Raw genomic sequence first — 22,545 nt, forward strand, 5'->3', positions numbered from 1 at the left:
ATGAACAAAATAAGATTCTTAGATAAATACTTGGTTCAAAAAATAGCAGCAGGAGAATCAATAGACAGGCCATGTTCAATATTAAGGGAATTGTTAGACAATTCAATAGATTCTGGGGCTACTAAAATTGAGGTTTTTCTTGAAGAAGGGGGAATTCACAAAATCTTAATAATAGATAATGGAAGCGGAATAAGTAAAGAAGATTTAAAAATATGCTATCTACCACACACTACTTCAAAAATATCATCAGAAGAAGATTTAAGAAAAATAGAAACTCTGGGCTTTAGAGGAGAGGCTCTCTCTAGTATTGCAATTTGTTCCAACATTGCAATAACAAGCTCAACAAATGATAATGAAAGCTATCAAATAGAAGTAGAAAATGGAATTGAAAAATGCTTTAAAAAACAGCCTGCCATAAACGGAACAATAGTAGATGTCACAAAAATATTTCACAACTTCCCAGCAAGGAAAAGATTCTTAAAACAAGAACCCATTGAAACAAAAATGTGTCTAAAAGTTTTAGAAGAAAAAATAATAACCCACCCCGAAATCAATTTTGAGATTAATTTAAATCAAAAGCTAAGAAAAATTTACTTTAAAGAATCGTTAATTGACAGGGTTCAAAATGTATATGGAAATGTAATAGAAAATAATAAATTTAGGGTCTTAAAAAAAGAACATGAGAATATAAAAATAGAAATATTTTTAGCACCAGATAACTTTTCTAAAAAAAATAAAAGATATATTAAAACATTTGTCAACAGAAGACCTATTGATCAAAAAGATCTCTTAGAAGCAATAACTAATGGACACAGCAGAATACTTTCTCCTGGCAACTTCCCAATATGTTATTTATTTTTAGAAATAAACCCTGAATATATCGATTTTAATGTACACCCTCAAAAAAAAGAAGTAAGATTTTACAATCTTCCATTTTTATTTAAACTAATATCTGACAATATTAATAATTTTTTTGATAAAAACATAAATAACTACCAAGACATAATAATAAAAAGACAATTAACAGAAGATGATAATTTAATAGAAATGATCAACCAAACAGAAAACTTTAATAAAACCAACACATATGATACACTACAAAACAATAATTTAGAAACAGAAAATGATATAAACGAGCCAAACAAAAACATAACAAAAAGCAATATTGACCTTAGAAGATACAATTCAATTATACAAAATAGACCATCGCTTAGGGAAAACATTGAAAACATTTTCTCTGACAACTTTTTAGAATTTGAAGAACCTCAAAATAAAACTGAAAAAACTGAAAAAGAAGAAATAAAATTTAACTATGTTGGACAAATATTTTCTGAATTTTTAATCGTTGAAAAAATAAATGAAATTTACTTTATAGACCAACACGCAGTTCACGAAAAAATAATATATGAAAAACTTAGAAATTCAAAAAAAACTTTTCAAAAACTTCTAATACCAATTGAATTCACAGTAGTTGATAAAAACATAGAAGAAATTATAGATAGTGAAATTGAAGAATACAAACAAATGAACATTATAATCTCTAAAATAGGCTCTAAAAAATATCAACTTGAATCTATTCCTAATATTTGTAGTCAATATGAAAATACTCTTATTAACTTTTTTCAATCAAGAAGAAGCAGGACAATAAATTCTCTTGAATCTGACTTATACGCAACTATTGCTTGCAGAAAAGCTGTTAAAACAAATGACATATTAAGCGTTGAATTTAGCAAATTTTTAATAAATGAATTTTTTAAACTAGAAATCAAACATTGTCCTCATGGACGAAAAATTTATTACAAAATATCTAAATATGAGCTTGAAAAAAAAGTTGACAGAGCATAAAATAAAACTAGAGTTCCCATGATAAAAAAAATCAAATCAGAAATCAACTTATTAAAGATAGAAAAAGATAAAAATTTAATTGAACTGGGAAAAATATTAAAAAATAATAATATAGTAGAATTAAAAAATTTAAACCACTATCCCAATTTAAAATCAGCAGAAAAAGAATTGTACCAAATGAAAAGCAATTTAAACAAATCAGAAGAAAATGAAAACATATTAAAAAATTTAAACAAAAAGATTTATATTCTTAAAAAAGAATATAAATCTACTAGTAAATCATATAAAAAAAACCTTAAAGAAATTGCTAAAACAATAATCAAAATTTATCCTCAAAATTTAGAATTAATATCAAAATACAATATGAATTTTTCTAAATTGAAACTTGAAAAATATAAAAAAATAGAATTAGCAAGTGATCATAAAACAAAAAATTATTTACAAAGAATAATGCTTAAAGCTAACTCAGTAATAAACAATATTATCAATATGATAAATGTATATAAAATATCAAAAGAATTTGAAAAACAGGTATTCATAAAATATTACCCTTCTGAAAACTTTGAAAGCATAATAAATGAATTTTCATTAAATAAAAAATTAAACAATGTAATTGTTAAAGAATTTAAAATAATAAATGAAATCAAAACAAATATAAAAAACATAAAAGAAGAAATAAAAGAAATAATATCTACAAGCAAAAAAGAAAAAATATACAAAAAGAATAAAATAAAAAACGAAATCGATGTTATTACAAAAAACAAAGAAAATATTTTAAAAAAAATTGGTGAAGAATTTATTGAAGCCACAAAAAAAGATAAAATGACAGCCAAAACAAATGCAATCAGCTCAACAATCCAAAAAATAGAAAAAACAAACCAAAAAATATTAAACTTAAATAATGATTTAATAAAAATAACAAAACAAGAAGAAATAAAAAACATTCAACAAAAAGTGCAAATCCTAACAAAAGAAAAAGATAAAATTAATAACAAATTAGACGCATTAACTTCTAAAATAGAAGTTATTCAAAATGAACTTGACAATGAATAAAAAATAAATATAATAAATTAAAGTTACGGGCCCATAGCTCAGTTGGTTAGAGCACCCGACTCATAATCGGTAGGTCCCAGGTTCAAGTCCTGGTGGGCCCATTTTGTTTTTTTAACTAACTTTAAAAAAAAGATTTGAATTTTTTTCTACATAATAAAAACTTATATAGTTATCAAATGTTTTATCAATCTCTAGAGTATCTATTGAATCAATTCTAACAACTGAAGAGACAGGATGCATTTTGTCTTTATAGGTTTTAACAAAAAATACTTTAGAATTGCTTAACTTGTTTAACATTTCCATATCTTTAGACTTATATACATAATTGTGAACATCATCTAAATCATATTTTGACATGCCCAAAGAAATAGAAAGCTCTCTACTGTATACTCTCATACCCTTATCAAAAAGACGAACACACGAAGTAAAATCTTCAAAAGTTTTATCAAAAAAATTAAATCTCAAGTCTCTACAATATAGAATATCCTTGCCAAGACTAGAATCAATAAAAAAAGAGCTATAATTATTATTAATCACTTGAATAAACTCATTAGTATTCTTATTCTCTATTGATAATTTAAAAACATCTTTTGGATTTAGAACTTTAATTGCAAAATCAAAACTCATAAAGTAATCTAAACGATTCTCAGTAAAATAATAATTTATCTTATAATCAAGCCCCTTTATTTCCGGATAATTTATTTCGCAAGAACAGGCAAAACAACAAAAAAACAATATTAATTTAAATTTTAATACGCTCTGCATACTCTTTAGTTTCAGAATTAACTAAAACCTTATCTCCAACGTTAATAAAAAGAGGAGCTTTTACTACAAGCCCTGTATTAAGAGTAATATTTTTCATTGCATTTGTTACAGTATCGCCTTTAACAGCCGCTTCAACCTCTACAACTTCAAAAGCAATCTTTGGGGCCAGTTTAATATCAATAACCACATTGTCAAAAGTTATAAGAGAATAGATTTCAGACTCCTGCAAAAAAGGCACTTTATCTTGCAAATTAGCACTTTCTTTTAAGTCTAAACTAATTTGATCATAAGTTTCTAAATCCATAAAAACCAAAACATCTTTATCTTTGTATAAATACTGGGCACTAACTTCATAAATTTCAATAGCTTCTGCGGTATCTGCCCCTTTTAAAGTTTCTCTAATGACAAATTTGTTTTTTAAGTTCTTAAGCTTTAACCTTACTATTGCCCCTCCCCTGCCTGTTTTTGAAAATTCCCTTTCAAGAACAATATGAGGAGCCCCTTTGATAAGCAAAAAAGAACCTTTTTCAATCTCACTAGATTTCACTACTGCCATTTAAATACCTCGCAAAACTTAACATACAAATCTAGTAGTAATTTATACCAAAAAATTAAAATATTTGCTATTATTCCTCAATTTACAACTTAATCAATAAAGCTAATTTATAATTGACTTATTTTAAATTAATGATATTATATACTTAAACAAAGGAGTTTACTTGATGAAAAAAGTTATTATCTTAATTTTCATGCTATCAACAATCTTATTATACAACTGTAAAAATCAAGACAATGAAAAAATTGTATCAATTGGGGGATCTACAACTGTAAGCCCAATACTAGACGAAATGATTTTAAGATATAATAAAATAAACAATAATACTAAAGTAACATACGATGCACAAGGAAGTAGTGTTGGCATAAACGGGCTATTTAACAAAATATATAAAATAGCAATATCATCAAGAGATTTAACTAAAGAAGAAATTGAACAGGGGGCAAAAAAAACTATATTCGCTTATGATGCTTTAATTTTTATTACAAGTCCTGAAATAAAAATTACAAATATTGCAGAAGAAAATCTAGCCAAAATATTAAATGGAGAAATTCAAAATTGGAAGCAAGTGGGGGGCCCTGATGCTAAAATTAACTTTATTAATCGAGACTCTTCTTCTGGTTCTTATTCGTCTATAAAAGATCTGCTTCTTAATAAAATATTTAAAACTCAAGAAAAAGCTCAATTTAGACAAGACGGAATAGTGGTAAAATCTAATGGAGAAGTAATTGAAAAAACAAGCCTTACTCCGCACTCAATAGGATATATAGGTCTTGGATACGCAAAAAATTCAATAGAAAAGGGTTTAAATATTCTTTCTGTCAACAGCACATATCCTACAAAAGAAACAATAAATAGCAATAAATACACCATTAAAAGAAATTTAATAATAGTCACAAATAATAAATACGAAGATAAAAACGTAACTCAATTTATTGATTTCATGACAAGCTCAATCGGACAAGATATTGTTGAAGAACAAGGTTTTTTAGGGATAAAAACATAATTAAATTAAAGAAAAAAAAACTTGACTTAATATTAAGTCAAGTAATACAATTTAACACTGACATGAGCTTTAAGGGATTCTTTTAAAAAATGTATCTAAGCTTAAAGACAAAAAGAAAAGTAATTTCAATTATTTTCAAATCTTTTATTCTTATATCTGCAATAATTAGCTCCCTATCAATATTGTTTTTAGGTTTGTTTATATTAAAAACTGGAATAATGCCATTTATTAATAACAAAATGAAAATTTTAAACTTTTTATTTAGCACAAATTGGGATCCTACTAGCAATCTACAAAAATCTTATGGTATCTTAGCATTCATTATTAATTCCTTTTTAACTACACTTTTTTCTATTTTAATTGCTTTACCAATTGGATTAGGATTTGCAATATATTTACTTGAAAAAGCAAAAGGATTTTATAGGCAATTTTTACAAACAGTAATAGAGCTCTTGGCAGGAATCCCTAGTGTGGTTTACGGATTTTTCGGAAGCACATTTGTTGCAACTTTAGTAAAAAACATTTTTCAAAGAGAAGACAATTTGGGATACAATTTAATAAGCTCATCACTCATATTAAGCATAATGATAGTTCCCACAATAATTAGCGTTTGTTATTCATCACTTAAAGCCGTTCCAAAATCATATAAATTTGCATCTCTTGCATTAGCAGCAACAGACTGGCAAACAATATATAAGATAATAATACCATCAGCTAGTCGAGGTATTTTAGCAGGAACAATATTGGCAATAGGAAGAGCTATTGGAGAAACCGTAGCAGTATTAATGGTCGGAGGAGGCTCTCCTCTTTTTATTAAAAACGTATTTTCTCCCATTAGAACACTAACTGTAAACATTGCTATGGACATGGGATACGCCTCAGGAGTTCACAGAGAAGCTCTCTTTTCTACAGCTCTAGTATTATTGTTATTTTCAATAATTACAAATTTACTCAAAAATTTTATACTATCTTCCAATAAAGGGTTAAAGAAAAAGTGACCAAAACTCAAATAAATAAATTGATTAATAAGTTATATTTCTTTATAATCAATTCTATCGCATATTTTTTAACAGCAGTATTAATTTTTCTAATAGCATATGTATTGTATAACTCTTTATTTTATCTCAAAAAAAAACAAACTTTATTTTTAAACAAAACTCAAAGCTTTGTACCATTTAAATCAGAAGACAACAAAGAAATACAAATTGTTTTTATTGTTAACAAAAATATCAATACAGACAAAATCTCAATAGAAGACATTCACAACATATATAATAATAAAATTTCACACTGGGGAAGCATTTCAGATCAAGGAATTGACATTATACCTATTGCAAGTTCAATTGACAGCATATCTAACAAAGCTATTTTAAAAACACTAATCAAAAACAATGTATTTAATAAAAGATACATAAAAATCGAACCATCTACAAAAAAAATACTTCAAACCATAAACAGCACAATAGGCTCTATAAGTTATTTAACAAAAGAAGAATTTGAATCCATAGATCTTAAATTATATCCCAATATTAAAGCTTTAAAAATAAAAACTATGTCTGTCTTAGTAAGTAAAAAAACTTTAACAAAAAATGAAAACGAAATAATAAATACATTAGGTGTCGATGAAGTTGAAAAACTTATTAAGGGCAAAGAAAAATGGATCAATTTAATATCAAAGGACATTAAATTAAAAATAATAAAATATCTTGATCAAGAAGAAAATATAATACAAACTATAGAAAAAACAGAAGGCACACTAGCAATTGTGCCTTGGCATTATTTTCAAAATTTTAAAGCGCCCTTTATTAAAATGCATTACGTTGACAAAAGTAGTCCTTTGAATTTAAATTTCATATTATCTATTCCAAGAGATTCTGGTGCATATGGTGGAATTTCTTATTTAATATTAAATACTTTTTATGTAATACTATTAACAACTGCTATTTCAATATGCATTGGAATAGGAACTGGTATAATGCTTGCCGAATATACTTCTAGTAAAATATTTTACAAAATACTTTCTATGAGTGTTGACATTCTTTCTTCAATTCCTGCAATAATTTTTGGACTTTTTGGACTGATTTTTTTTGTGCCAATTTTTGGAATAGGAATACTCTCAGGAGCAATAACAAGCTCCTTAATGATATTACCAATGATTGTTAAAACAACCGAAGAAGCATTTAAAACAATCCCAAAATCATACAAGTATGCTTCATTCGCATTAGGAGCAAATAAAACAGAAACTATAATTAAAGTTATGGTTCCAGCAGCTATTCCTGGAATACTAACAGGAATAGTTCTTGCAATAGGAAGAGCTTTAGGAGAAACAGCTGTATTGCTTTTTACAATGGGAACAAACTTAGGACTTGCAACAAATTTAAATGAACCATCAAGAACATTAACCGTACACTTACTAATGTTATTTCAAGAAGGACACCTGGACAAAGGATTTGGAACAGCCTCAATACTTGTTATTATGGTACTCATAATAAATTTAACATCAAAATTTTTAATAAACAAATTATATAGGATTAAATAAGTGATAAAAGAAAAAGATACACCAAAAAATGAAGTTATAATAGAAACAGAAAATCTGAATCTATTTTATACAGACTTTAAAGCTTTAAACAAAATAAATATAAAAATACTAAAAAATAGTATTACTGCCTTAATAGGCCCATCTGGCTGTGGCAAATCAACATTCTTAAGAACTCTCAACAGAATGAATGATCTTGTTGAAGGCATTAAAATAGAAGGCAATGTAATATATGAGGGAAAAAACATTTATTCAAATAATTTCGATATCCTGGAGCTTAGAAGAAAAATAGGAATGGTGTTCCAAACCCCTAACCCATTTTTAATGTCTATCTATGACAATATAAGCTATGGTCCAAAAATTCATGGAACAAAAGATAAAAAAAAACTAGACGAAATAGTAGAGCAATCACTAAAAAAATCTGCACTCTGGAATGAGGTCAAAGACAAACTTCATACAAACGCCTTAAGTCTCTCGGGAGGCCAGCAGCAAAGGCTCTGTATTGCAAGAACTCTCGCAATAGAGCCAAATGTAATACTAATGGACGAACCCACCTCTGCTCTAGATCCAATATCAACAGGCAAAATTGAAGAGCTAATAATAAACTTAAAAGAAAGTTACACAATAATCATTGTAACTCACAATATGCAACAAGCCGGAAGAATATCTGACAGAACCGCATTTTTCCTTAATGGATGCATCGAAGAAGAAAGCTCAACTGATGAACTATTCTTCAATCCTAAAAATACTAAAACTGAAGAATATATCAGCGGAAAATTTGGATAATTTCAACCTAATGAAACATCAAGAAACATCATTAATGTAAAGCCAATAACACCAAATATGCTTGGCACTTTATTGTCAATGTATTTTCTCTTAGCTTCAGGTATTAATTGTTCAATTGACACATAAATCATAGCTCCTGCAGAGAAAGCCAAAGCAAAAGGTAAAATTCGAGTAAAAGAATAAACCGCATAAGCACCCATAAGCCCCCCCACAATTTCTACCAGCCCCGACATTTGACCATAGTTAAAGCATTTTACTAAAGCAACATTACCTCTTCTTAAAGGTAGAGAAATAGCTGCTCCTTCGGGAATATTTTGAATGCCAATACCAAGCGTAAGAAGCATAGCCCCAACTAAAGTTTGAATATCTGGATTAGACGCCAAGGCCCCAAAAGCAACTCCAACGGCTAATCCTTCTGGAAAATTATGTAAAGTAACAGCAGTAAAGAGTAAAAAATCTTTTTTACCATGCTTAGTTAAGTCTTCATCAATAAAAGTAAGTTTATCAAGATCTGGAACAAATACATCTACAATATATATAAAAAATGCTCCAACAAGAAATCCAAAAACAGCCGGCACCCAAGTAATGTAACCAAGTTCTTCAGCTCTTTCTATAGCAGGCTGAATAAGCGAAAAAAAACTGGCCGCTATCATAATACCAGCTGAAAAACCAAGCATAGCGTCCATTATTTTATTATCTACCTTTCTAAAGAAAAAAACTGCTGCTGCTCCAAAAGCTGTAGTAAACCAAGTGAAAGTAGAACCTAAAAGTCCTAATAATACAGGATGCAAAGTCAATAAATAATCTAAAATTGATTTTATCATAAAGCCTCCTATTAAAACAAATCAACAAATAATAAGTAATTTACTCATCAATCAAAATAGCTTTTATTCTTCGTATACCTGAAGATGAGGATTGTTCTTTTTGTATTTTAAAAGTACCAAGTTCATTGGTATTCTCTACATGAGGGCCCCCACAAACTTCAAGTGAAAATCCATCTATCTCATAAACGCTCACCAAATCGTCATATTTTTCTCCAAAAAGAGCCATAGCACCTTTTTCTCGAGCTTCACTTAATTTCATTATAATTTTTTTTACAGACAAAGAATTTTTTATCTGTAAATTAACAATCTCTTCAACTTTTTTTATCTCATCATCTGTCATCTTTTCAGAATGAACAAAATCAAACCTTAATCGCTCAGCAGTAATATTGCTTCCTTTTTGTCTAACATGATCGCCTAGTACTAATTGAAGTGCCTTATGCAGCAAATGAGTCGCTGTATGTAGCTTAGTGGTCTCATAAGTATAATCGGCAAGCCCACCTTTAAAGACTTTTTCACCCCCTTTCTTTGAAGTCTTTTGATGCTTTTTAAAATGCTCATTAAAACCCAATTTATCAATATTAAAGCCATATTCAATAGCAAGTTCTTCTGTTACTTCGTATGGAAAACCATAAGTATCGTATAGTTTAAAAGCAATATTACCAGGAATAGTCTTAGAAGGTAAATTTCTTGTTATTTTAATAAATTCTTGCTCTCCTTGAGATAAAGTTTTAAAAAACTTTTCTTCTTCTGTTCTTAATTCCTTTTTGATAAAATCCTTTTTTTCTGTTAGCTCATTATAAAAAGATTTATAAATAGCTTCTACAGAATCAACAAGATCAGCTAAAAAATGAGATTTTATCCCAAGCTTCTTTGCATATCTTATAGATCGCCTTATTAGTCTTCTTAAAACATATCCTTGACCCAAGTTGGAAGGAAAAACAACAGAACTGTCAGCAAGAATAAAGCAAGCTGCTTTAACATGATCAGAAATTATTCTAATACATCTATCATTATCTTCTTTTTGTCCATAAATTTTACCGGAAATATTTTCTATTCTCTTTATTATGGGTATAAATGCATCTGTGTCATAAACTGAAGATTTGCCCTGCAAGAAAGCAACTGTCCTCTCAAGCCCCATTCCTGTATCAACACATTTTCGATTCAATTCTATGTAATTACCATTTTCATCTTTATTGTATTGCATAAAAACATTATTCCAAATTTCAAAATACTTACCACAAGAACACGTAATATTACAATCAATAGAACACTTAGGTTTTCCAGTATCCACATATATTTCAGTATCTGGTCCACAAGGCCCCTTAGATCCAACGGGACCCCAAAAATTATGCTCCTTAGAAAGATAATGTATTTTATCTTTGGGAATACCCAAACTTTCCCAAACTTTAGCAGTCTCTGTATCGCGGGGAATCTCTTGATCACCTTCAAATACACTCACGTAAAGACTGTCTTTTGGAATATTTAAATAATCAGAAGACGTCAAAAATTCAAAACTACACCTTACAGAATACTCTTTAAAATAAGCTCCAAGAGACCAATTTCCAAGCATTTCAAAAAAAGTTAAATGGCTTAAATCTCCAACCTCATCAATGTCGCCTGTTCTTAGGCATTTTTGAACATTAACAAGCATATCTCCTGATGGATGCACTTCTCCAAGAAGATACGGGATAAGGGGCTGCATGCCAGCTGTATTAAAAAGAACTGTAGGATCATTTTCAGGAACTAACGATTTCCCCATTATTTCAAAATGTTTTTTTGATTTAAAAAAATCGATATATTTTTTACGCAACTTATTAAGTGTCATTAAATAAATTCCTCATTTTTTCTATATATTATTAAATCGCCTTTTAAAGTTAAATTTTTAATATAATTAACAAAAGCTGTTGTCATGGCTTTTAAATCTTTTTTACTTATTTTTCCCAAAAAAGCTTCTTCATCTAAAATAATTTCTTTACGCCTTTTTGAAACATTTGAAAGTATTTTATCTCTAACCTCGTCAGCTTTATCCTTAATAATAATTGCAATCTCTTTGTCTGTAAACTCTCTTAAAATATTATGAAGGTCATTATCCATTATTCTCAATATTACATTGATATCAAATATTTTTTCTCGAATTTCGCTATCCACAACAGGATTTAAATCCCGCATATTAATATTATTAAGTAAATTTTTCTCTTCATTAGAATCCATATAGCTTAAAATATCAACAAGAATCTTAGATCCATCAAGCTTATCTGTCTTAAGATTCCCCTGCATCTTAAATCTATCCTTAAGCTTATTCGAAATTGTCTCTATAGTTTCCATGCTTAATTGCCTTGGCTTAACAAGATCTTTTACAAATTTTTTTCTATCTTCTTTTTCTAGCATTGAAAAAACATATTTTTTTTGATCTTTATTTAAATAATTATATAATATAACAAGCGTTTTAATATCCTCATCCTTTATTAATGCCCAAAGTTGTTCATGCTCAATTTGAGATAAATAATCAAAAGGAATAAAAATATCATTACCAGTAACTTTTTTATAAATTGATTTTGCTTTAGATTTTCCCAAAGTTTTATTTAATAACTCATAAGCAAAGTTATCATCAACCTTAACATACCTTTTTTGATTTCTTAGCAACTCTTCAAATTCTTTAATAATATGCTCTTTTTCTTCTGGAGAAATATAACTAATCTTTGAAATTTCTCTGGTAATTAAGATTATATCTGAATCATCAAGCTCAGACATAATCTTTGCAGATTTTTCAAGTCCAATAGCCAAAAAATATTTTGCAATCTTTGTGACCTTACTCTCTTTGCGAATAAACCCTGGCTTTAAATCATTAATATTGTTGGATTTAGGCTCAATAGGGGCTTTGTTTTTTTTGCCCTTAATAAGGCTTATCCAAGATCTAAGCATAGAGCCTTGAATCTCCGAATCGGAAAAATTTTTATTTAAACTTAAAGTATCAATTTCTTCAACCGTTTTTTTGCTTAAATTTTTAGCATTTTTATACTTGGAAAGCCTAGGATCCTGCATAACCTTAATCTCTTTTAATGTTTGTAAGAACTAGTAAATTGGGATGCTCTTTGAGAAGTCTGGCTGGACATTCATTAATAGAACTATTAGAGCCTAAAAAATTTTCTAAGGCACGCTTTTTATCAACACCCATAAATAACAAAACAACGGCTTTTGAACTAAACAAAGTTTTCGACGTTAAGCTTATTCTTTTACTAGGAAATTTGGGAGAATTGTATTCATACTGATAACCTTCTACATCTGAAAACAACAATTTTCTTGAAGGGAAAAGCGATGCTATGTGGCCATCCTCGCCAACAGAAACTAAAATAAAATCAAAAATATTAAACCTAGAATTAAATTCAATATTATAGTCATGAATAGCTGTGGCTTCGTCTATTTCGCTATAAACAAAAGCATGAAATTTGGAAATGCTTATTAAATTTTTATCAACCATTTTGGAAAAAAAATTTTTATTTAAAAGGTTATAATTACTATTCTCATCATTTAATGGAACACACCGTTCATCAACTAAAAAAAAATGTGCTCTTTTAAAAGAAAAATTTTTTTTAAGAAAAACACTTAAAAAGTTAAGTATACTTCGACCACCACAAATTCCAATACTTGTATATTTATCTTTATCTATATTCATATTGAAAAAATCAAAAAATCTATCTTTTAAATAATTCTCTTCATCAGAATATAAAAACTCCATTTAATTTCCCTTAATACATATTAATCTAAATAATAATAAATAGTTGAAGCAATTCTTAATATTTTTTTTAGGATAAAGCTTTTGGTTGCCAAAGTTTCTATCAACTAGAAAAAATTTTAAGTATTTTTGATTTACATTTTTAATTTTATCCAATTTGGAACTAAAATGTTTTACAAATTCTAAAGTTGAGAGCTCTGCATTTCTTATTGAACATGCTAAAATTTGAGAATTTATATCATTAATTTTATTTAAATATCTTAAATCTCTATTACTTCCAATTGGCAAGTGCTGATTATAAAACTCAATAATATTTTTTTCTAGTGTTCTCATTTTTTCAAGATCAATTGTATTAGCAATTAAAGAAACATAAATACATATTTAATAAACAAGTTTCAATCTTAGATAAATTTAAATTATTTACTTTAATACGGTCATTAATTGAATCACTATTCAAATCGTACTGCAAATTCCAACTCAAAAATGCCAAAAGGATTTCTTTTTCGTCTATGCCCTTAGCCTTAATACAATTGCCATTTTTAATGCCAATTTTTTTTATTCTGCAAGAAATTCTAATTGATAATGACAGGAAAAGTATTAAAAAAAATAAATCTTTTCTTTCAGACATATAACAATTCCTCCTAAAAAAAGAACAAATAATTGTTAAATTAGCTCGTTTATTCTAACATATTATGTAATGTTAATGAATCGGAAAATATCAATAGCTCCAATGGTAAACATCACAGACGAGCATTTCAGATATTTAATAAGACTTTTATCAAAAAAAGTTACATTATACACCCCAATGATTTCTGCAAAGTCAATAATTATGGGCGATGTAAAAAAAATTGTAAAGCAAAACCCCCTAGAATCTCCAATTGCAATTCAAATAGCAACAAACTCAAAAAATGATGCTCTTAAAGCTATTCAAATTCTTGAAAAACACTTTAATTTTGACGAATACAATCTTAATGTTGGATGCCCATCTCTAAAAATCCAAAATGCAAATTGCGGAGCTTGTCTCATGAGCAATGCTAATCAAGTAGGTGAAATTTTAAAAACGATGAAAGAAAATACAAATAAGCCTATTTCAATTAAACATAGATTGGGCATAAGGCCTTTATCTAGTGATTACAAAAATGAGAATTATTCTGAGGTAAAAAGCTTTGTCAAAATAATCTCAAATTTTGGTATCAAAAATTTCATTGTACACGCAAGGGTTGCAATATTAAAAGGATTTTCTCCTAAAAATAATAGAAATATTCCAAAATTAAGACATGAATTTGTATATAAGCTGAAAAAAGAGAATAAAAATTTGTTTATTGAGATAAATGGAGGAATCAATAGCTCAGAGCAAATTAAAAAACACTTATCTTTTGTTGATTCTGTCATGATTGGAAGAAGTGCGTTTGAAAATCCATACTTTATTGCAAAAGCCTCAAGAGAATTTTTAAACGAAACTGATGAAATTCTTACAAGAAAAAATATATTGATGCAAATGGTAGAATACATTAAAGAATACGAAAATTACTTATCGATAAATATATTATTCAAGCATCTCATGGGAATAGTATTTTCCAAAGAAGGAGCTAAGAAATTTAGACAAAACTTAACAGCACCATTTCCAAAAAACTTAAAAAAACATGAAATATTGCTAAAAGCTATAGAAACATTGCCAGAAAAAATACTAAATTCTAATTCCTAAAAGGAATATAATCAAAACCTGTATACTTAACCAAACTTTTAGGAATTCTAATTCCTCCCTTTTGATCCTGAAAGTTTTCAAGTATGGAAATAATAACCCTTGTTGTAGCTATTGCTGTTCCATTTACCATGTGTGCAAATTTATTTTGTCCATCTTGATCTTTATATCTAATCTTAAGCCTTCTTGCTTGATAATCTGTACAATTTGAAGTTGAAGTAACCTCCCCATAACCACCTTTCCCGTCTCTTCCAGGCATCCAAGCTTCAATATCATATTTTTTATAGGCTGGAGAACCAAGATCAAAAGAACAAATACTTAAAACCCTATAAGGAATTTCAAGTTCAGTAAAAATTTGCTCTTGAATGCTTAAAAATTCATCATGAATAAATTCAGATTCTTCTGCTTTGCAAAAACAAAACATCTCTACTTTGCTAAACTGATGAACTCTATAAAGACCTTTTGAAAGCTGACCATATGCTCCAGCTTCTTTTCGAAAACAATGTGAAAACCCTGCCATTCTTATTGGCAAAGTAAGATCTATTATTTTATTATAATAATAACCACCAAGCGTAATTTCAGAAGTGCCCACAAGATATTTATCTGTATCTTCAATCTTATAAATATTGCTTTCGTTGCCACGAGGATTAAAACCAATTCCATCAACTATAAACTCTCTTGCAACATCAGGAGTAATAAAAACATCAAAACCCTTTTCTCTTAATTTATTTAAAGAAAAATTAATCAGAGCAATTTCTAAAAAAACCGCTTCGTTTTTAAGATAATAAAATTTACTCCCGCTAATCTCGCGTGCTCTATCAAAATCTAGAAGATCTAAATCTCTGCCAAGCTCTAAATGATCTTTTGGCTTAAAATCAAACTTTGTAGCAACTCCAACCTTTTTTATTTCAAAATTATCTTCTTCGCTACTACCAATAGGCACATCAGGTGACAAAATATTGGGCACCTGCTTATTTTCAAGGTCAAAATCAGCAGATACTCTTTCAAGCTCTTCTTCTAGATCAATAAGCTGTTTTTTAAAAATCTTTCCAGCTTCTATTAAAGAGGTTTTTAAAACCTCATCAGGATTTTCTCGCATTTTAGAAGAATTTTCATTTCTTTTTGCATTAAGCTCACCAATTTTGGTAATTATTTTTTTTCTTTTATCATCAAGATAAATTAATTTATCAATATCTAAAACAAGGCCTCTTGCTTTAATACTTCTCTTAACAAGATCAAGGTTATCTCTAACAAATTTCAGATCAAGCATCCTATCTCCTAAGATATGTTTTAAGTAAAATTTTTAAACAAAATTATAAATAATATTAATTCATATCAAGGTTATTATATAATATCTTATAACAGGATTAGAATAAATATTGCAGGGAGAAATCATCGCATGCTAAATCCAAGAAGAACAATAAAAACAACTTTTATGTTAATATCTACATTAATGATTTTTAACGGATGTACAAAAAAATTAAACAAGATCAATTTTAAAGATATTAGCTTAAATAACAACAAAATGAATTCTTTAATAATAACTTCAAGAAGCTCAAAAGAAGAATCGCAATTTTATGAATACAATATTAGAATACCCAAATTAATAATTGAGGGAGAAGAAAAAGGAAATCTTGAAGAATTTAATAATGAGATTAATGAATATGCAAGCCAAATTGTAGCAAGACTTGACATTGTTAGTAAAGAGCTTAAACCTGAGAATAAAAAATTCAGCTTACAAATAGACTATGAAATTTACCATGGGCACAATATTTATACAATAATACTTATTGCAACTCAAGAAATCAATGATAGCCCTATTACAAATTACAGAAGCTATTACATTCAAGATAAAGGAAATTATATTCATAATATTGACGACATAATTAAAACAGATGAAGCATTTCCATTTTTTATAAAAAAAATTAAAGAAAAAATTTTACCTAACGAATTATTATTTGATTTACAACAAGCAGTAATTTACTTTGAAAACAAAAAAATTATTATTAAATTCCCTGAATACACATTTAAACTAGACGACACAGAGGAGCTGCCGAACATATTTGAATTTAATGAAAGTGAAATAGCACAATTTGTAAAATAAGGATTAAAGACATAAATGAAAAAGAAAAAAATCTTCAAACTAATTTCAAAAACTTATTTAGAAGAATATGATGCAGAAGGATATTATTTTAGACATGACAGCGGTCTTGAAGTATTTCACTTAAAAAGTGATTCTTTTAAAGAAAATGCATTTTGCATAGCTTTCAAGACAATGCCTTCAAACAATACTGGGGTTGCACATGTTTTAGAGCACACAATTTTTTGCGGCTCTAACAAATATAAAATAAAAGATCCATTTCTTTATCTATTAAAAGGAAGTCTAAACACATTTTTAAATGCAATGACATTCCCAGACAAAACCATCTACCCAGCAGCATCAACAATTGAAAAAGACTATTTTAATTTATTTAATATCTATGCTGATTCTATATTCAATCCATTGCTTAAAAAAGAATCATTTATGCAAGAAGGATACAATATAAATCCAAAAGATTTTAAAGTGTCTGGAATTGTCTTTAATGAAATGAAGGGTAGCTATTCAAATAAAAATTCTCTAATAAACGAAATAGCAAGCAGCTCTCTTTTTGAAGAGGGAGTATATAAATACGATTCAGGCGGAATTCCAACAAATATTATTGATCTCACCTATGAAAGTTTTTTAGATTTTTATAAAAAATATTATACACTTGAAAACTGTAAAATATTTTTATGCGGAAACACTCAAACTGAAAAAAATCTAAATTTCATTGAAAAATACATAATAAGGCCTTATAAAAAAGAAAAAAGCAACGTTAATGTTGACATAGAAAACGTTAAAAGATGGGAAAAGGGGAAAAAATTAACATACAAAATTCCTAAAGAAAATGATAATTCTCTCGGGGTATACACAATAAATTGGCTTTGCACAGAAATTAGCAATATTGAAGACAGCATTGGTCTTGAAATTCTCTCAGAAATACTCTTAGACGATTCTTGTTCATTCACAATCAATATCTTAAAAAGTGGGATAGGCGAAGACATAGCCCATATTAGCGGAATAAATACAGATTTAAAAGAATCTGTTTTCTCATTTGGACTCCAAAATGTTGTCGAAAACAAAGAAAAAGAATTTAAAAATTTGGTTTTCAGCGAGCTTAAAAATTTAGTAAAAAATAAAATTCCAAAAGAATTAATAAAAGGAATTCTTTTTGGCTATGAATTTGCCTTAAAAGAAGAAAAAGGACAAAATTTCCCTATCGCTTTAATGATAAAAAGTTTCAAAGGTTGGTTAAATGGCCTGCATCCAATCAAAACATTACAAACAAGCTACTATATAAATGAAATTACAAACAAATTGGAAAAAGGAATTTATTACTTCGAAAACTTAATTGAAAAATATCTAATATTTAATAACCATTATACATTAATAAGCTTTATCCCATCACACGATACAGAAAAGGAAATGGAAGAAAAAATTGAAAAAAAATTAATGGCAAAGGAAATTGAAATTAAACAAAATCCGGAAGAATTTTTACAATTTAAAAAAGACTATAATCAGTTTAAAAAATACCAAAATAAAAAAGACTCTAAAGCAGATATAGCAAAACTTCCCTTGCTAAAAATAGAAGATCTGCCAAAACAAATAGAAAAAAGTTTGAATCTTGATGAAATAAAAGAGCTAAACCTTCATTCTTTTAAATTTAAGAGTAACAATATTTTTAATGTAAATTTATTTTTTAAACTAAATTTTTTAGAAAAAGAAGATTATATATACCTATCTTTATTCAAAAGAGCTCTTCAAGATTTATCTACAAAAAATTATTCTTACATAGACATTAACAATAAAATCCAAAATACTTTGGGACAAATAAATATATCTGAAAGTTACGACGAAGATATTGATGGAAATATTTTAAATTCATTTAATATTAGCTTTAAGTCTTTTAACAATAAGGTTAAAGAATCGTTTGAGCTGATAAAAGAAATTTTAATTAATATTAACTTTCATGATTATGAGAGATTAAAAGAAATAACACTAAGCTTGAAAAATGATTTTAAATCCTTATTAATCCCCAAGGGACATCTTTTAGCAATGTTAAGATCCAAATCAAAACTAAAATTAAATGAGTATTTAAAAGAATTGCAAAATGGAATAACAGGTAGAGAATTTTGGCAAAAAGCAAAAACCGATGCGGAATCTTTAAAAGAAATCGCAAATAAATTAGACAATTTAAAAAATAAGATAATTTTAAAAAACAATTTATCTGTACTAATAATGGGTAATACTGATGACATTCTTAAAAACTTAGAAAGTGAATTTTTCAATTTAAAAGAAACCCTAAAAGAGGGTAATCATTACAATGGATTGCTCAATCTTGATACAAACAGTAAGGCATTAAGAGAAATAATAATTATCCAATCAAAAGTAGCTTTTAATGCTATATGTTTCCCCAGCTACAAAATCAACGATGAGAATTATCCAAAAGCAAATTTTCTAGAGCATATATTAAGAAGTGGAATTTTTTGGGAAAAAATAAGGGTAATAGGAGGTGCATACGGAGCAAGTGCATCAATCGCTAATGGAATCTTCTCTTTTACGTCCTACAGAGATCCCAACTTCACCAAAACGTACCAGGCTTTCGAAAACTCTTTAGAAGAACTAGCTAATAATAAAATGACAGATGAAGAGATTTATACATATTTGATAGGCTTAATAGGAACTAACATTTATGTAAAAACTAAAGCTACAGAAGCTTTGCAAAGCTATAGAAGGAAAATTCTAAATATTAGTGACAGCTTAAGACAAGATATTAGAAATGCCTACTTTACAATTACACCGCAAGATATTAAAGAAATATCAACAAAGATTTTAACACAAATAAGACACCATAATAGCATTGCATCCTTAGTAAATAACCAAACATACGAAGAAGAAAAAAACAATCTAGAAAAATTAATAGGAAAAGAATATAGCGTAAAAAAAATTTATTAATATTTTCTCAAAATTTCATAAAAAAGCCAATTTTTAGGACTTTTTATACCTTTTATTAAATTTATCAATTCTTCCTGCTGCATCAACAAACTTTTGTTGACCAGTATAAAAAGGATGAGACTTGCTTGTAATCTCCACAGTAATCAATGGATATTCCTTTCCATCAATATATTTAATAGTTTCCTTTGAATTCAAAGTAGACCTGGTTAAAAACATTGCTCCATTTGACCCGTCTTTAAATACCACTAAATTATTTTTAGGATGTATATCTTTTCTCATAAAACCTTCCTCTTAATCTTCAATAAAGTTTAATTTACATTAGAAATAATGTCAATTTATTTAATTACCATTGCTCATTGTCTTTAAGAAAATCTCATTGTTTTTGCTTTTTTTCATCTTTTCTATCAGAACTTCAACTCCCTCATAATCATCAACGCCCCCAAGTATTCTTCTAATAAGCAAAATCTTAGAACGTTCCTCTTCACTAAGAAGTAATTCTTCTTTTCTGGTACCTGACTTTTTAATATTAATAGCGGGGAAAAGTCTTCTGTCTGCCAAACTCCTATCAAGAATTAATTCCATATTACCGGTACTTTTAAATTCTTCAAAAATAACTTCATCCATTTTGCTGCCAGTATCAACCAAAGCAGTAGCTATAATGGTCAAACTTCCCCCTTCTTCTATATTTCTAGCAGATCCAAAAAATCTCTTTGGCTTATGAAGAGCATTAGAATCTACTCCACCCGATAAAATTTTACCAGAAGTTGGCATAGTTTGATTATATGCCCTTGCAAGCCTTGTAATAGAATCAAGCAAAATAACAACATCTTTTTTGTTTTCAACAAGCCTTTTTGCCTTTTCAATAACCATCTCTGCTACCTGAACATGCCTACTGGCCTGCTCATCAAAATTAGATGCAATTACTTCGCCTTTAACACTACGAATCATATCTGTAACTTCTTCTGGTCTCTCATCAATAAGCAATATCATTAAAATAACATCTGAATAATTAGTAGTTATTGCGTTAGCTATTTTCTGAAGCAAGGTAGTCTTTCCCGCTTTTGGAGGAGAAACTATTAAAGCCCTTTGTCCCTTACCTATAGGTGAAAAAAGATTAATAAGCCTTGTAGAAATATTGCAATTTTCATATTCAAGATTCAATTTCATATTGGGATAAAGAGGAGTTAAATTATCAAAAGGTATTCTGTTTTGAGCAAACGTAGGATCTTGATCATTAATAGATTTAATTTTAACCATTGCAAAAAATCTCTCACCATCTCTAGGAGATCTAATTTGGCCATATAAAATATCGCCGGTCCTTAAATTAAAAAGTCTAATCTGAGAAGGAGAAACGTAAACATCATTGCCTCCAGAAAGATAAGAATTTGATGCTGTTCTCAAAAACCCATAACCATCGCTAAGCACATCAAGCACACCTGTAAATAAAACATTAATATCATTCTCACTTAATATTTTTACCAATAAAAATATTAATTCTGTTTTTTTCATTGTTACAGCAATAGTATGATTGGTTCCAAGGCCCTCAACAATTTTTCTAACCTCTGTAATTGGCTTATCATAAAATTTTTCAATTTCTACATAATCTTTACCATTAAAAAACTTGATGATATTACTTTGCTCTAAAGTTTTAATATTATTTTCTAAACCTGAAGAAGGAATATCATAATCAAACTCAGGAAATACTACACCGTTTGAATCCTTTACGCTACTTAAATCTGCAGATTTTGTCACGTTAGATGCAGAATCCTTTTTAGCAACAACTTTAACTACTTTTTTTTTCAAATTATCTTCAATCTTAAACTCTTTAGAAACATCCAACCGCCTTATTTCACTTTCTAAATCAAATCCACCATTTTTTTTATCCATATTTTCCTCTACGAATTAAATTTTTAAGAAAGGATTTTATAAAAATCTACTTATTATTAACTAATAAAAAACACTGACCCTATTGCAAAGTATCTTTTATTTGTGAAACAGTGAAAGAAAATAAATCAACAATTTCATTAGACTTTATCATTTCACACTTGCCATCAAAAATTATATTATCATTAATAAATATCTTTTTTGTTTTTATATCCCCATATATTTTACAACCGCTGTTTAAATAAACTTTACTAGCAGCGTTTACATTACCCTTCAAAATTCCTTCTACTATTAATGTATCACAAATTACCACATTGGTAATAACTTTACTATTCTTACCAATAAAAAGCACCCCCCCTTTTGAAGATATTTCACCCTCAAAAGAAGAATCAAGATACAAAGTTCCTTCAAATTTTAATTTTCCTCTAAAAGTTAAACTAGAGTCCAGCTTACAATCCCACTTATAAGAATCTACAATATTAACCGGCATTTAACCTTTGATACCCCACACTCTCTCTTTCAAATCTCTGCCTGGACGAAAATATGCAACATGATGATCTAGAACCTTAACATATTCTCCTGTTTGAGGATTGCGAGCATTTAAGCGTCCCTTTCTTTTTCTAACTTCAAATGTACCAAAAGATCTAAACTCAATAACATTATTCGAACAAAGATTACTTTTAAGCTCTTCGAAAAAAGCATCTATTACAAGTCTTATGTATTTTTTTTCTAATTTCAGATTATTATTTCTAATATGCAAAGATATTTGATCAACAATGTCTGACTTAGTAACCTTTGGTCTTCTTGAAAAAGACATAAA

22 protein-coding genes and 1 tRNA gene are annotated in these 22,545 nt (G+C 28.1%); 10 read left to right on the forward strand and 13 right to left on the reverse strand.

Annotated features, from left to right (window positions below; translation table 11 throughout):
- From mutL to QIA00_RS01050, 3 genes are all read left to right on the forward strand, one after another.
- Complete coding sequence (gene mutL, locus QIA00_RS01040) at positions 1-1,845, forward strand: DNA mismatch repair endonuclease MutL (RefSeq protein WP_316256962.1); 1,845 nt, start codon at positions 1-3, stop codon at positions 1,843-1,845.
- Positions 1,846-1,863: 18 nt separating this feature from the next.
- Positions 1,864-2,898, forward strand: a complete 1,035-nt coding sequence (locus QIA00_RS01045; RefSeq protein WP_316256963.1) for a coiled-coil domain-containing protein — start codon at positions 1,864-1,866, stop codon at positions 2,896-2,898.
- 27 nt (positions 2,899-2,925) lie between these two features.
- Positions 2,926-2,999, forward strand: a tRNA-Ile gene (locus QIA00_RS01050).
- 10 nt (positions 3,000-3,009) lie between these two features.
- On the opposite strand, the gene QIA00_RS01055 is transcribed toward QIA00_RS01050, so the two are convergent.
- Positions 3,010-3,663, reverse strand: coding sequence for a hypothetical protein (locus QIA00_RS01055; RefSeq protein ID WP_316256965.1), 654 nt, complete (start codon positions 3,661-3,663; stop codon positions 3,010-3,012).
- Entirely contained in the window at positions 3,641-4,219 is a 579-nt protein-coding gene (efp, locus tag QIA00_RS01060) for an elongation factor P (protein WP_316256967.1), read from the reverse strand. Before efp ends, QIA00_RS01055 begins: the two co-directional genes overlap by 23 nt.
- 166 nt (positions 4,220-4,385) lie before the next feature.
- On the opposite strand from efp, the gene QIA00_RS01065 reads away from it, so the two are divergent.
- The 4 genes from QIA00_RS01065 to pstB all read left to right on the forward strand — a co-directional run bounded on the left by QIA00_RS01065 (position 4,386) and on the right by pstB (position 8,547).
- Positions 4,386-5,225, forward strand: a complete 840-nt coding sequence (locus QIA00_RS01065; RefSeq protein WP_316256968.1) for an extracellular solute-binding protein — start codon at positions 4,386-4,388, stop codon at positions 5,223-5,225.
- Between the two features lie 89 nt (positions 5,226-5,314).
- Positions 5,315-6,223, forward strand: a complete 909-nt coding sequence (gene pstC, locus QIA00_RS01070; protein ID WP_316256969.1) for a phosphate ABC transporter permease subunit PstC — start codon at positions 5,315-5,317, stop codon at positions 6,221-6,223.
- A 104-nt stretch (positions 6,224-6,327) separates the two neighbouring features.
- Entirely contained in the window at positions 6,328-7,764 is a 1,437-nt protein-coding gene (gene pstA / locus QIA00_RS01075; protein ID WP_316257650.1) for a phosphate ABC transporter permease PstA, read from the forward strand.
- A complete protein-coding gene (pstB, locus tag QIA00_RS01080) occupies positions 7,765-8,547 on the forward strand; it encodes a phosphate ABC transporter ATP-binding protein PstB (protein ID WP_002556817.1) in 783 nt (260 codons plus the stop codon).
- A gap of 2 nt (positions 8,548-8,549) precedes the next feature.
- Here the strand turns inward: pstB and QIA00_RS01085 are convergent, their stop codons facing one another.
- From QIA00_RS01085 to QIA00_RS01110, 6 genes are read right to left on the reverse strand one after another with little or no spacing between them, the layout of a single operon-like run.
- Positions 8,550-9,371: a ZIP family metal transporter gene (locus tag QIA00_RS01085; RefSeq protein WP_316256970.1), complete on the reverse strand. Its 822-nt coding sequence runs from the start codon at positions 9,369-9,371 to the stop codon at positions 8,550-8,552.
- A 40-nt stretch (positions 9,372-9,411) separates the two neighbouring features.
- On the reverse strand, positions 9,412-11,196 hold the full coding sequence (locus QIA00_RS01090) for an alanine--tRNA ligase (RefSeq protein WP_316256971.1): 1,785 nt from the start codon (positions 11,194-11,196) through the stop codon (positions 9,412-9,414).
- Positions 11,196-12,413, reverse strand: coding sequence for a flagellar motor switch protein FliG (locus QIA00_RS01095; protein WP_316256972.1), 1,218 nt, complete (start codon positions 12,411-12,413; stop codon positions 11,196-11,198). The genes QIA00_RS01090 and QIA00_RS01095 overlap by 1 nt, the downstream gene beginning before the upstream one ends.
- Before the next feature lie 4 nt (positions 12,414-12,417).
- A complete protein-coding gene (locus tag QIA00_RS01100; RefSeq protein WP_316256973.1) occupies positions 12,418-13,107 on the reverse strand; it encodes a 6-phosphogluconolactonase in 690 nt (229 codons plus the stop codon).
- Complete coding sequence (locus QIA00_RS01105) at positions 13,108-13,437, reverse strand: SIMPL domain-containing protein (protein WP_316256974.1); 330 nt, start codon at positions 13,435-13,437, stop codon at positions 13,108-13,110.
- A 19-nt stretch (positions 13,438-13,456) separates the two neighbouring features.
- Positions 13,457-13,732, reverse strand: a complete 276-nt coding sequence (locus tag QIA00_RS01110; RefSeq protein WP_316256975.1) for an SIMPL domain-containing protein — start codon at positions 13,730-13,732, stop codon at positions 13,457-13,459.
- Between the two features lie 69 nt (positions 13,733-13,801).
- Here QIA00_RS01110 and dusA point away from each other — a divergent pair, with 69 nt between their 5' ends.
- Positions 13,802-14,809, forward strand: coding sequence for a tRNA dihydrouridine(20/20a) synthase DusA (dusA, locus tag QIA00_RS01115; RefSeq protein ID WP_316256976.1), 1,008 nt, complete (start codon positions 13,802-13,804; stop codon positions 14,807-14,809).
- Here the strand turns inward: dusA and serS are convergent.
- Positions 14,799-16,076 (reverse strand): serine--tRNA ligase, encoded by a 1,278-nt coding sequence (serS, locus tag QIA00_RS01120; RefSeq protein ID WP_316256978.1) that lies wholly within the window; start codon positions 16,074-16,076, stop codon positions 14,799-14,801. The genes dusA and serS overlap by 11 nt on opposite strands.
- 129 nt (positions 16,077-16,205) lie before the next feature.
- On the opposite strand from serS, the gene QIA00_RS01125 reads away from it, so the two are divergent.
- Positions 16,206-16,910 carry a hypothetical protein gene (locus QIA00_RS01125; protein ID WP_316256979.1) on the forward strand — a complete coding sequence of 235 codons (705 nt, stop codon included), beginning with the start codon at positions 16,206-16,208 and terminating at the stop codon, positions 16,908-16,910.
- 15 nt (positions 16,911-16,925) lie between these two features.
- A complete protein-coding gene (locus QIA00_RS01130) occupies positions 16,926-19,841 on the forward strand; it encodes an insulinase family protein (RefSeq protein WP_316256981.1) in 2,916 nt (971 codons plus the stop codon).
- 33 nt (positions 19,842-19,874) lie between these two features.
- Here the strand turns inward: QIA00_RS01130 and QIA00_RS01135 are convergent, their stop codons facing one another.
- The 4 genes from QIA00_RS01135 to QIA00_RS01150 all read right to left on the reverse strand — a co-directional run bounded on the left by QIA00_RS01135 (position 19,875) and on the right by QIA00_RS01150 (position 22,542).
- A complete protein-coding gene (locus tag QIA00_RS01135; RefSeq protein WP_151551523.1) occupies positions 19,875-20,120 on the reverse strand; it encodes a type B 50S ribosomal protein L31 in 246 nt (81 codons plus the stop codon).
- Positions 20,121-20,180: 60 nt separating this feature from the next.
- Complete coding sequence (rho, locus tag QIA00_RS01140) at positions 20,181-21,728, reverse strand: transcription termination factor Rho (protein WP_316256983.1); 1,548 nt, start codon at positions 21,726-21,728, stop codon at positions 20,181-20,183.
- Between the two features lie 79 nt (positions 21,729-21,807).
- Entirely contained in the window at positions 21,808-22,215 is a 408-nt protein-coding gene (locus tag QIA00_RS01145; RefSeq protein ID WP_008882847.1) for a bactofilin family protein, read from the reverse strand.
- Positions 22,216-22,542 (reverse strand): HU family DNA-binding protein, encoded by a 327-nt coding sequence (locus QIA00_RS01150; protein WP_316256986.1) that lies wholly within the window; start codon positions 22,540-22,542, stop codon positions 22,216-22,218. It lies immediately after the preceding gene.
- Positions 22,543-22,545 lie beyond the last annotated feature (3 nt).

The organism is Borreliella americana (assembly GCF_032595795.2).
GTDB classification, from domain to species: domain Bacteria; phylum Spirochaetota; class Spirochaetia; order Borreliales; family Borreliaceae; genus Borreliella; species Borreliella americana.